At 69.7% G+C, this 11,514-nt stretch carries 12 protein-coding genes; 4 read left to right on the top strand and 8 right to left on the bottom strand.

Annotated features, from left to right (window positions below):
* Positions 1-36 precede the first annotated feature (36 nt).
* Positions 37-678, top strand: a complete 642-nt coding sequence (gene rpiA / locus HEB94_RS16260) for a ribose 5-phosphate isomerase A (protein ID WP_202896375.1) — start codon at positions 37-39, stop codon at positions 676-678.
* Positions 679-686: 8 nt separating this feature from the next.
* On the opposite strand, the gene pgl is transcribed toward rpiA, so the two are convergent.
* From pgl to tkt, 4 genes are read right to left on the bottom strand one after another with little or no spacing between them, the layout of a single operon-like run.
* Positions 687-1,358 carry a 6-phosphogluconolactonase gene (gene pgl, locus HEB94_RS16255; RefSeq protein ID WP_192750676.1) on the bottom strand — a complete coding sequence of 224 codons (672 nt, stop codon included), beginning with the start codon at positions 1,356-1,358 and terminating at the stop codon, positions 687-689.
* Between the two features lie 6 nt (positions 1,359-1,364).
* A complete protein-coding gene (gene gnd / locus HEB94_RS16250) occupies positions 1,365-2,393 on the bottom strand; it encodes a phosphogluconate dehydrogenase (NAD(+)-dependent, decarboxylating) (RefSeq protein ID WP_238361541.1) in 1,029 nt (342 codons plus the stop codon).
* A 25-nt stretch (positions 2,394-2,418) separates the two neighbouring features.
* Positions 2,419-3,492 (bottom strand): transaldolase, encoded by a 1,074-nt coding sequence (tal, locus tag HEB94_RS16245; protein ID WP_192750675.1) that lies wholly within the window; start codon positions 3,490-3,492, stop codon positions 2,419-2,421.
* Positions 3,489-5,582, bottom strand: coding sequence for a transketolase (tkt, locus tag HEB94_RS16240; RefSeq protein WP_192750674.1), 2,094 nt, complete (start codon positions 5,580-5,582; stop codon positions 3,489-3,491). Before tkt ends, tal begins: the two co-directional genes overlap by 4 nt.
* A 309-nt stretch (positions 5,583-5,891) precedes the next feature.
* On the opposite strand from tkt, the gene HEB94_RS16235 reads away from it, so the two are divergent.
* A complete protein-coding gene (locus HEB94_RS16235) occupies positions 5,892-6,299 on the top strand; it encodes a hypothetical protein (protein WP_192750673.1) in 408 nt (135 codons plus the stop codon).
* A 70-nt stretch (positions 6,300-6,369) separates the two neighbouring features.
* Here the strand turns inward: HEB94_RS16235 and HEB94_RS16230 are convergent, their stop codons facing one another.
* Positions 6,370-7,326 carry a WYL domain-containing protein gene (locus tag HEB94_RS16230; protein WP_192750672.1) on the bottom strand — a complete coding sequence of 319 codons (957 nt, stop codon included), beginning with the start codon at positions 7,324-7,326 and terminating at the stop codon, positions 6,370-6,372.
* 39 nt (positions 7,327-7,365) lie between these two features.
* On the opposite strand from HEB94_RS16230, the gene HEB94_RS16225 reads away from it, so the two are divergent.
* Complete coding sequence (locus HEB94_RS16225) at positions 7,366-7,869, top strand: hypothetical protein (protein ID WP_192750671.1); 504 nt, start codon at positions 7,366-7,368, stop codon at positions 7,867-7,869.
* Entirely contained in the window at positions 7,866-8,351 is a 486-nt protein-coding gene (locus tag HEB94_RS16220; RefSeq protein ID WP_192750670.1) for a hypothetical protein, read from the top strand. Before HEB94_RS16225 ends, HEB94_RS16220 begins: the two co-directional genes overlap by 4 nt.
* Here the strand turns inward: HEB94_RS16220 and HEB94_RS16215 are convergent.
* The 3 genes from HEB94_RS16215 to HEB94_RS16205 are packed head-to-tail and all read right to left on the bottom strand — an operon-like array spanning position 8,312 to position 11,462.
* A complete protein-coding gene (locus tag HEB94_RS16215) occupies positions 8,312-9,226 on the bottom strand; it encodes a carbohydrate ABC transporter permease (RefSeq protein WP_192750669.1) in 915 nt (304 codons plus the stop codon). The two genes, HEB94_RS16220 and HEB94_RS16215, sit on opposite strands and share 40 nt — an antisense overlap.
* A gap of 5 nt (positions 9,227-9,231) precedes the next feature.
* Positions 9,232-10,152, bottom strand: a complete 921-nt coding sequence (locus tag HEB94_RS16210; protein WP_192750668.1) for a carbohydrate ABC transporter permease — start codon at positions 10,150-10,152, stop codon at positions 9,232-9,234.
* On the bottom strand, positions 10,149-11,462 hold the full coding sequence (locus tag HEB94_RS16205) for an extracellular solute-binding protein (protein WP_192750667.1): 1,314 nt from the start codon (positions 11,460-11,462) through the stop codon (positions 10,149-10,151). The genes HEB94_RS16210 and HEB94_RS16205 overlap by 4 nt, the downstream gene beginning before the upstream one ends.
* Between the last annotated feature and the right edge of the window lie 52 nt (positions 11,463-11,514).

The following is an 11,514-nucleotide window of genomic DNA, read 5'->3' as shown; positions in this document are numbered from 1 at the left end:
GTGTGTCAGGCGGGGAGCGGGGCAGACTGTCCCCCTGTGAGCGTCGAACGCGAGAAGCGGATCGCCGCGGAGGCCGCCGCCGAACTCGTCGGTTCCGGCATGACCGTGGGTCTTGGTACGGGCAGCACGGTGGCCTACCTGCTCCCCGCGCTGGCGCGCCGCGAGCTGTCGATCCGGTGTGTCGCGACGTCCCCGCGTACCGAACAGGCCGCGCGGGAGCTCGGGATCCAGGTCGAGCCGTTCGGCGGCTTCGACCGCCTCGACATCGCGATCGACGGAGCCGACCAGATCGCGCCGGACGGGTGGCTGGTCAAGGGCGGTGGCGCGGCCCACACCCGCGAGAAGATCGTGGCCGCGGCGGCCGACCGGTTCGTGGTCATCGCGGACTCCAGCAAGCCGGTCGACGCGCTCCGGCCGCCGGTCCCGCTGGAACTCCTGGAGTACGGCCTGGCCACGACGCTGCGGCGGTTGGCCGACGTGCGGCGGCGCGACGTTCCACGAAGCCCGGACGGCGGCGTCATCGCCGACTACCACGGCGACATCGGCGACCCGGTGCGCCTCGCGGCCGACCTGGCCGGCGCACCTGGGCTCGTCGAGCACGGGCTCTTCCCGCCGGACCTCGTCGCGACGATCCTGGTCGGGCGCGGCGACTCGGTCGAACGACGGGACCTCGCCTGACCCTCGGTTCATCGGCCGGCCGCCTGCCGGTCGGCCAGGACGAGGGATGCCTGCGCCCGCACCAGCCCGGCCGGGATGGACTCGTCACCGGCCAGGAGCTTCGCCAGTGGTTCCTGCTTGTCCGCCCCGGTGACGAGCCAGAGCACTCGTGCGGCTCGCGCCAGGGCGGGATAGGTGAGCGTCATCCGCTGGTGGCCCTGGTAGGGGCCGGTGATCGCGACCAGGTGGTCGGTCGCCTTGAGCACCGGATCGTTCGGTACGAGCGAGGCCGTGTGCCCGTCCGGTCCGAGGCCGAGGTGGACGAGGTCGAAGCGCTCCGGCAGCGTGGCCGCGTACCTGTCCGCCGCCGCCTCGAGGCCACCGGGACCGGTGTCGTTCACCGGCATCGGCACCACCTCGGCCGGCGCCGAGCCGAGGCTCTCGCGCAGGTGCGTGAGGTTGCGGTCGGGGTCACCGGCCGGCGCGACGCGCTCGTCGACCTGGTAGATCACCACCCGGTCCCACGCCATGTCGCGGCGGGCGAGTTCGGCGAACATCGCCCACGGGGTGTGGCCGCCGCTCACCGCGAAGGTGAAGCGGCCGTGGTCGGCGACCGCCGCCTCGCTCCGTCGCAGGACGTCGTCCGCCGCCGCCGTCGCGACGTCGGCGGGCGTCTCCAGCACCTCGAGGTCGTGGTGCATGGCGCCTCAACCCTTCTTCTCCGCGTGGCCGCCGAACTCGCTACGCATCGCGGACATCGCCGCGTCAGCGAAGTGGCCGAGGCCACGAGACTCGAAGCGTTCGTTCAGGGCGGCGGTGATGGCGGCCGCGGGAACGCTCTCCTCGATCGCCGCGATCACCGTCCAGCGACCCTCGCCGGAGTCGGAGACGCGTCCCTTGAACCCTTCGAGGTTGGGGGAACGGGCGAGGGCGTCGGCCAACAGGTCGACGAGCCAGGACCCGATCACCGAACCACGTCGCCAGACCTCGGCGACGTCGGCGACGTCGATGTCGTACTGGTAGGCCTCCGGGTCGCGCACCGGAGCCGTCTCCGCGTCGATCGGACGGTCCTTCTTGCCCGTGTTGGCGTGCCGCAGGATGGACAGGCCCTCGGCGAGCGAGGCCATCATGCCGTACTCCACACCGTTGTGGACCATCTTGACGAAGTGACCGGCGCCGTTCGGGCCGCAGTGCAGGTACCCGTCGGGCGCAGTTCCGTTCCGGGTCCGGCTCGGCGTGGGGGCGGCGTCACCCTCGCCCGGTGCGACGGTGGCGAAGATCGGGTCCAGGCGCGACACCGCACGGCTGTCGCCACCGATCATCAGACAGTAGCCCCGCTCCAGACCCCACACACCGCCGGAGGTTCCGCAGTCGACGTAGTGCAGCTGCCGGTCCGCGAGTTGCTTCGCGCGGGTGATGTCGTCGCGGTAGTAGGAGTTCCCGCCGTCGATCACGGCGTCGTCCGGGTCGAGCAGGCCGACGAGCTGGTCGAGGGTGGGTTGCACCACGCCGACCGGCAGCATCAGCCAGATCGACCGGGGCCGGTCCAGCGCCGAGACGAAGTCCTCGAGCGTGGTCGTTCCCCGTGCACCTTCGCCGGCGAGTTCCTGCACGGCCTTCTCGTTGACGTCGTACACCACGCACTGGTGGCCGTCGCGCATCAGCCGGCGGACGAGGTTGGCACCCATCCGCCCAAGGCCGATCATGCCCAGTTGCATCGGTCGGTCGGTGGCCATCGTTGACTCCCTGTGGGTCGGTGGTTCAGGTGAGCGAGGCACGCTGGGCGGCGATCCGGCCCAGCAGGTCCTTCCAGGCGCTGACGAACGACTTCGCGCCCTCCTCCTGCAGACGTGCCGCGAGGGCGCCGACGTCGACACCGGCATCGGCGAAGCGCCGGAGCATCAGGTCGCACTCGTCCCCGTCGGCGGGCATCATCTCCCCCACCCGGCCGTGGTCGTGGAAGGCCTCGAGGGTGGCGTCCGGCATCGTGTTGATGGTGAACGGCGCGGCGAGCCCGTGCACGTACAACGTGTCGGAGGCGGCCGGGTCCTTGGTGCGGGTGCTCGCCCACAACAGCCGCTGCACCCGGGCGCCGGCGTTCTCCAGCCGCTGCATGTCGTCGCTGTCCATGAAGCTCCGGTACGCGCGGTAGGTGTCCAGGCCCACCGCGAGTCCGAGCTGGTCCTTCAGCTGCGCCGACACCTGGTCCGCGACCGCCGCGTCCCACCGCGACATGAACACCGACGCGACCGAGCCGACCGCCGGGTCGAGACCCCGCTCGACCCGCTGCTGTACGCCGTCCAGATAGGCCCGCGCCGCGGCAGCGTAGTGGTCGGCGGAGAAGAGCAAGGTGACGTTGACGGGGATGCCGGACGCCACCACCTCGGTGATCGCGGGCAGGCCCTCCCTGGTGCCGGGAATCTTGATCAGCAGGTTCGCCCGGGCGGCCCGCTCGTGCAGCGACTTCGCCGCCGCGATGGTCGCGGCCGTGTCGTACGCCAGCAACGGCGAGACCTCCAGCGACACCCAGCCGTCAACACCGTCGGTACGTTCGTGGACGGGCAGGAACTCGTCGGCCGCCCGCTGCAGGTCCTCGATCGCGAGGGCGAAGAACAGGTCCTCGTCCGAGGCGAACTTCGGGGCCGCGGCCGCGATGGCCTCGTCGTAGTCGCCGGACTCGATCGCCTTGTCGAAGATCGACGGGTTGGAGGTGAGCCCGGTGATGGCATAGGTGTCGATGTAACGCTGGACCACTCCCCGGTCGAGCATCCCCCGGGTGATGTTGTCCAGCCACAGGCTCTGCCCGCGTTCATGTAGCGTCTGGGTCGCTGTCACGACGTTCCCTCCCCATGTTGTTCCCGCACCAGGTCGCGCGCCACCTCGGTCACCCTGTCCGGGGTGAAGCCGAACTTGCTGAGCAGCTGCTTCAGCGGCGCGGAAGCGCCGAACGTGTGCATCGCGATGATGGCGCCCGCAGGACCGACGTAGCGGTCCCAGCCGAAGGAGGACGCCTGCTCGATCCCGACCCGGGCGGTCACCGACGGTGGGAGCACCTCGTCGCGGTACTCCGCCGGCTGCCGGTCGAACAGCTCCCAGCAGGGCATGCTCACGACCCGGGCGCCGATGCCCTCGGCGGCGAGCTCGTCCCGTGCGTTCATCGCGAGCGCCACCTCCGAGCCGGTGGACAGCAGCAGCACGTCCGGATCACCGCCCCCGGGCGGGTCGGCGAGGACGTACGCACCTCTCGCGGCGCCGTCCGCGCTGTGGACGACGGACCGGTCGAACGTCGGCAGCGCCTGCCGGGACAGCACCATCACCGCCGGCTCACGGCGCAGACCGGCGACCACCCGCCAGCACTCGACCACCTCGTTCGCGTCCGCCGGCCGGAACACCATGAGCCCGGGCATCGCCCGCAGGGACGCGAGCTGCTCGACCGGCTGGTGGGTCGGCCCGTCCTCCCCGACCCCAATGGAGTCGTGGGTGAAGATGTGGATGACCGGCACCTCCATCAACGCCGACAGCCGGATCGCGCCGCGCGCGTAGTCGGAGAAGATGAGGAAGCCGGACCAGAACGGGCGCAGTTTCGTCAGCGCCATGCCGTTGGACATGGCGGCCGCCGCGTGCTCGCGAACGCCGTGGTGGAAGTTGCGCGCCGCCCGATCCGCAGGCTCGAACCCGGTGCCGCCGTCGACCTTCAGCCAGGTGTCGGTGGACGGAGTGAGGTCGGCCGAACCTCCGACCAGCCAGGGCACGTTCCGGGCGATGTCGTTGAGCACCTGGCCCGACGACGCCCGACTCGCCACGCCCTTCGGGTCGGCGGGGAACGGCGACAGGTCAGCGTCCCAGCCGATCGGCAGCTCCCGCGTCTGCATCCGCTCGATCTCGTCGGCGAGAGCCGGGAAGGTGTTGGCGTACTCCTTGAAGCTCGCCTCCCACGCCGCCCGCGCGGCCGCGCCCCGCGTGCCGACACCACGTTCGAACCACTCGTAGATCCCGTCGGGGACGTAGAAGTCGAGGTTCTCGGGCAGTCCGAACACCCGCTTGGTCGCCCGCACGGCCTGCTCGCCGAGCGGTGAGCCGTGCACCTTGGGTGTGTCCTCCATCGGTGAGCCGTAGCCGATGTGGCTGTGCACCAGGATCAGCGTCGGGCGGGTGTGCTCGGTCCGGAACGAGTGCAGGGCCCGCGCCACCATGCCGAGGTTGTTGGCGTCGGCGACGGTGGTGACGTTCCAGCCGTAGGCCAGGAAGCGGGCAGCCACGTCCTCGGTGAACGTGATGTCGGTGTGGCCCTCGATGGTCACCCGGTTGGAGTCGTAGATCCAGCACAGGTTGGACAGCTTCTGGTGGCCCGCGACCGAGGCGGCCTCGTTGGAGACGCCCTCCATCATGCAGCCGTCGCCGGCCAGCGCGTACACGTCGAAGTCGAAGAGCGGGAAGCCCTCCCGGTTGTAGCGGGTCGCGAGCCACTGGCCCGACATCGCCATGCCGACGGACATCGCGACGCCCTGCCCGAGCGGACCGGTCGTCGCCTCGACACCACTCGTCCACCGGTACTCCGGGTGGCCCGGACAGTGCGAGTCGAGTTGGCGGAACGTCTTGAGGTCGTCCATGGTGACCGCGGGACGGCCGAGCACCTCGTAGTCCGGGTCCACCGCGCGCACACCGGTCAGGTGCAGCAACGACCACAGCAGTGCCGACGCGTGGCCCTCGGAGAGGACGAAGCGGTCGCGATTCGGCCAGATCGGATCAGCGGGGTCGAATCTCAGGAACTTCTGCCACAGCGTGTAGGCCACCGGAGCGATTCCCATGGGCGTGCCCGGGTGACCGGACTCCGCCTTCTGGACCGCGTCCATGCAAATACCCCGGATCGTGTTGATGGCCCGCGCGTCCATAACGTCCGGATCGGTCACGGCGTGCTCGGTCATTGGCGTACCCCTCAGTCCGTTGCACCCTGCCCAGGGCCCACACGCCCAGAGTCGTACGCAAGCTTGGGTCAGGCACGGGTCACACGACCGGGGTCGGTGCGTGCCGAACGGCCCCCGCCCGCACTCCACCACCCGAGTGGTCACCAGACGTTCTCGGACCGTCATCGGAGCAGGGCCGACGGATTGTTCACCCATGTGTCGATTCGGCGCGGGTGAGATGAGACGATCCGAGTGGTCTCGGTGCGCGAACGAGTACGACCCAGCCGCGCGATCGGACCAGCGACGGGAAGAGTGGGGAAGTACGAAGCAGTGGCCGACTCCACGACGGTGCGCACCGGCTCGACTCCGACGCGGCGACCGGGACGTCGGCTCGCGTGGTGGGGGCTCGCCTGGGCGCTCTTCTCGTTCTTCTCCGTGCTCGTGATGGCCGTGGTCGGGTTCGACTTCGACCCGAACGACTACGGCCGCTCCTACTGGCGGGAGCAGATCGGCCACCGGGAACACATGTTGGTCTACTGCCTGCTACCTCCGGCCGCGGCCGTCGTCCTCGGGGGCTGGGCGCTGCTGAAACGGGGGCGCTCGCGCGGCACCATCGTGCTGGCGATCCTCGCCGTCGTGGTCGCCGGCCTGTTCACCTGGGCGACGGTGGCGCTCGGGCTGGACGCCATCAACGCCGCCCGCTCCTTCTCCGACCGGCCGGACTTCTCACCCTACTGAGATCCCCGCTCACTACTGGGACCCCGCTCGCCCCCGTGATCATGCGCGGGAGGACCGTTCGTGAGCCGGGTCAGGCGCCGGCGTAACGGAACGCCAACGCGCGGACCGTTTCGGCGAGCCGGGCCCGCAGCTCCGCGGGCTCGAGGATTTCGATGTCTGCACCCAAGGCGAGGAACACCCCGTGCGCCTGGTCGAGAGACTCGATCGGAAGCTTCGCCCGGATCCAGCCGTCCGGCTCGGTGGTTCCGTTGTCGGCGAGCGCCCGGCCGGCCGCGCCGGAGAGTCCAGCCGCCGCTCGTGGCGCGACCCGGACCAGCGCCTCACCCTGGTGCAGGCGAGCGTGGAAGTCCGCCTGGTAACGCCGCCAGTAGTCCGCCAGATCGAAGTCCGGCGGCGGTTCGAACTCCTCCGGCAGTACGGCGAGGTCGAGGATCTGGTCCACCCGGTAGGTCCGAGGCCCAGGTCCAGCGACGACGTACCAGCGACCCGCCTTCAGCACCAGCCCGTACGGCTCCAGGCGCCGGTGGACCTCGGTCGGCTCCTTCCAGCGGCGGTAGCGGACGTCGAGCACCCTGCTGTGCCACACCGCGTCGGCGACTCGCGGCAGCTGGCGGATGTCGTCGTCCGGCGCGTACCACCCAGGGGCGTCGAGGTGGAAGCGGGACCGCATCCGGTCCGCCTGGGTCCGGAGATCGGGCGGGAGCGCGGCCCGCACCTTGAGCTGGGCGGCCGCGAGGGCCTCACCGAGGCCGAGCTCCGCAGCGGGTCCGGGGATGCCGGAGAGGAACAGCGCCTCCGCCTCGCCGGAACTCAGGCCGGTGAGGCGGGTGCGGTATCCAGCCAGCAGTTGGTACCCGCCCGCGTGCCCGGCGTCGCCGTACAGCGGCACCCCCGCGACGTGCAGCGCGTCGACGTCGCGGTAGATGGTCCGGACCGACACCTCCAGCTCGGCGGCGAGCTGCGCGGCGGTCATCCGCCCCCTGGTCTGGAGGAGCAGCAGGATCGACAGCAGTCGGCTGGACTTCACTGACACAAGATGACAGTGGAAGGGCCCTAGCGTCCAGTCATGCCCTTCGCGGAGAAACTGTTGCGGGTGCCGCCGCCGATCGAGGTGGCCGGCCGCCGCGTCAAGCGCTACCACGTCACCGCCGACCCGGCCGGTATCGCGCCCGAGATCGTGCGCGAGGCGTACGCGATCCTGCCCGAACTCCTGCCCGAGCCGGACGGCACACCGCCGGCGACCTTCGTCATCCTGCACAAGGGCGGCGACACCGGCGCCTACCTCAACGCCTACAGCTGGATGTGGGACAACGCCCTGCACTTCGAGGGGGCCGCGGCGGGCCAGCCGGTGCTGGGCTGCCCGGACACGGACCCCACGCACTTCGTCCGGCTGCGCGGATCACTCATCGGTTGCGTGTGGGAGCTGCCGCCGATCCTGCACGAACGTGACGCGTGGGTGCGTCACCTGCTCGCACCCGAGGGCAGCGACCCGGACCGCCCGGACGGACCCGACCTCGACGCATACATCGCCGACACCCTGCCCGACGGCACGACGGGAGACCGCCCATGAACGACTTCGACTTCTTCACCGGCACCTGGGACGTCGCCAACCGGTGGCGGACCGACTTCCTGGACGAGACCAGCGAATGGGAGGAGTTCCCGGCGCGCAGCCACGCGTCCCGACACTTCGCGGGCGGCGCCAGCTTCGACGAGATCGACTTCCCCACGAAGGGGTTCAGCGGGCTCACCCTGCGGCTGTTCGACCCCGCGAGACAGGAGTGGTCGCTGTACTGGGCAAGCAGGCGCACCGGCACGCTCTTCCCTCCGGTCGTCGGCCGCTTCACCGACGGACGAGGCGACTTCTACGGCGACGACACCCACGCCGGGACGCCGGTCCGGGTGCGCTTCGTCTGGTCCGACATCACCGCACACTCCGCGCGGTGGGAGCAGTCGTTCTCCGTCGACGGAGAAAGGACCTGGGTCAGCAACTGGGTCATGGAACTCACTCGCACTCAGCCCTTGACGGAGCCCGAAGCGAGACCCGCGACGTAGAAGCGTTGCAGTGCGACGTACAGCACCACACACGGGATCATCGCGACCACGGCGCCCGCGGCGAGCAACCCGAAGTTGACCTCGCCGTAGGTGCCCTCCTGCAGGTTCACCAGGCTGATCGGCAACGTGTAGAGATCCTGGTCGGTCAGGAAGGTCAGCGCACCGAGGAACTCCGTCCAGGACGCGAGGAAGGCGTACAGCGCCGCGGTCGCCGCCCCCGGAACGATCAACGGGCGTAGCACCGAGACCAGCAACCGCAGCGTGCCGCACCCGTCCACGTGGGCGGAGTCCTCGAGTTCGGTCGGGACCGCCGCGAACGCGTTGCGCATGACGAAGACGCCGAACGGCAGATTCACCGTCGTGTAGAAGAGGACGAGGCCGAGCAGGGAGTCGGTCAGGCCCATGGTGTTGAGCTGGAGGTACAACGGCGTGAGGATCGCCTGGAACGGCACCATCATGGTCAGCAGGATGAGGCCGAAGAGCAGGCCGCGGCCGTGGAAGCGAAACTTCGCGAAGCCGTAGCCGGCAAGCGTCGCGAGCACCGTGGTGAGCGCGGCGGTCGACAGCGACACCACCAGGCTGTTGATGATCGAGCGGCGCAGCGGTCCCTGGGCGCCGAGCCCGGAGAAGTTCTCCCACGTCCAGTGGAAGAAGGTGGACGCGTGGGGTGCGGAGACGATGACGTCACCCGGCTGGACCGAACGCACCAGCGCGAAGACGAGCGGCACGGCGAAGACGAGGAGCGCACCGGCTCCCCCGACAACGTACAACACGCGCTTGACGTGTGTGTCGCGCTCGGGCCCGGACGAGCCCGGGGTGGCGGGCGCGCGGGTGCCGCGTCGGACCGTTCGTGCCGTGGTGGTGGTTGCGGCCATGGGCCTCAGTCCTTCTCGCGGAGCAGCCAGAACTGTACGGCGGTCACCACTGCGGTGATGACCACCAGGATGAGCGACATGGCGGTCGCGGCACCAAGCTGCAGGTCCACGAACGCCCGGCGGTAGATCGCCATGACGACCGTCGTCGTGTCCGAACCGGGCCCGCCCTGGGTGAGGATGTAGAACTGCGTGAAGGCGAGGAACGACCCGATCACGGAGATGATCAGACTCAGCGTGATCGTACGACGCAGCATCGGGATCGTGATGCGGCGCTCGGTCTGCCACCAGGTGGCACCGTCCATCTCGGCCGACTCGTAGATCTCCCGCGGGATGCCCTGCATCCCGGACATGAGCAGCACCATCGTGAGGCCCGAGACGCCCCAGACGACCAGGACGCAGATGAGGGCCGTCGCCAACGGGCCGTTGACGAGCCAGGCTGTCGTTCCGTCGGTGACGCCGAGGGCACGCAGGACGATGTTGACAGCGCCGCTGTTGGGTTGCGCCTCGAGCAGCATGAGGAAGCTGAGGGTCGTGAGCCCGACGACGTGCGGCAGGAAGAAGAACGTACGCAGCAACGTCGAACCACGCCGGTTGGACCGCACCATCACCGCGAGTGCGTAGCCGAGCACCAGGATGGGACCGGTGACGATCGCGGTGTAGAGGAGTGTGTAGAGGATCGACCGACCGAACACCGGGTCGGTGAGCGCGAGCCGGTAGTTTTCCAGGCCGATGAAGTGGTACGGCCCGATCAGCGGGAAGTTCGTCAGCGAGATGTAGATCGCGACGACGAGCGGGACGAAGACGAAGACGGTGACGAAGAGTGCCGCCGGAGCGACGAGGGCCAGGCCGACTCGGGACGGATGTGTCAGCGAACCCTGCCGACGGGTGCGGGCGGGGGCGGCGACGCGGTTGGTGAGGGTGCTCATGCGTCCGCCTGCCGCAGGATCAGGTCGTAGCGCTGCTGCGCGTCCTCCATCGCGGCTTCCACCTCTCCTTCGAAGACCGCCCGGCGGATCATCTCCAGCCACGGTCCGTCACTTTGGTTGTAGATGCGGTTGTAGGACAGCGACAGTGGCGCGTATCCCGCGTCGAGGTTCTCCAGCGGGGACACGGCGAGTGGGTAGCGTTTCCGGAACTCCGGTGTCGCGGCATCGGAGCGGATCGGGGTGTAGCCACCGCTCGGCAGTGTCGACTGCCGCTTGACGTCGATGCAGAAGCGCACGAACTCCCACGCGGCGGAAGGGTTCGCGGCGCCGTTGGGGATGGAGAAGTTGTCGCCGCCGTCGAAGAAGCTCCGCCCACCCTCGGGTCCGGCGAGCAGGCGCACCTCGACCCGCTTCAGGAAGTCGGGCTTGGTGTCGGGAACGATCGACCCGTAGGAGTCCGACCTCATACCGACCCGGCCGCCCAGGAAGTCGGCCGCACCTCGGGAGTTGTCGTCGGAGTAGGCACCTGGTGGTACGAGCTTCTCGGTCCACAGTGTGCGCAGGAACTCCAGGGTTCGCCTCAGCGCCGCGTTACCGGCCACGTTGCCGCGCTGCCCGCCGATCTGGCCGGCGATCAGGTCGGTCTTCGCCGCCCAGATGTGCGGCTGTACCCGGAAGCCGAGTGACCCGGAGGCGTTACCGGGCAGGGACCAGCCGTAGAAGCCGCGGCCGAGTCGGGTGATCGCGCGGGCCGCCTCGAGGTATCCCTCGAAGGATCCGGTCGCCTCGTCCACGTCGACTCCGGCCCGCTCGAACAGGTCGCCGTTGCACCACATCACGGAGTTGTCCGCGAGGAACGGCACACCGTAGTAGCGCTTGTTCCGGGTGGCGAGGGCGAGGTGCCCGGGGCTGAGCCGGTCGGCCCCGGGCAGTCGCCGGATGGCGTCGGTGAGGTCGGTGAACGCGTCGCGGTAGATGAAGAGCGCGGAGTTGATGTCGTCGATGTCGACCAGGTCCGGCACCCGGCCGCCGCGGATCGCGGTCGCGAGCTTGGTGACGTACTGGCCGCCGAGCACCGGTGTGAGCCGTACCCGGATGCGGTCCTGTGCAGCGTGGAAGGCGTCGACCATCGTCTGGATGCCGGTCTGCGTCTCCGACCGGCACCAGACGTTGATCGTTCCCTTCGCGCCCTCCCCGAAGCCGGCGACGGTGACGTCGACCTCGGCGAGCCGGTGGGCACAGCTCGTGAGCAGGGCGGATGCCGTACCGGCGCCCGCGAGTGTCAACAAGGTCCTGCGTGAGAACTCCACCGCTCCTCCTCGTCCGCGCGTCGGTCGGCACCCCTTGCTCTTGGTGGTTCCA

The sequence above is a fragment of the Actinopolymorpha pittospori genome, from assembly GCF_014873875.1.
GTDB classification, from domain to species: Bacteria; Actinomycetota; Actinomycetes; order Propionibacteriales; family Actinopolymorphaceae; genus Actinopolymorpha; species Actinopolymorpha pittospori.
This window is presented reverse-complemented; position numbering and strand designations above follow the sequence as displayed.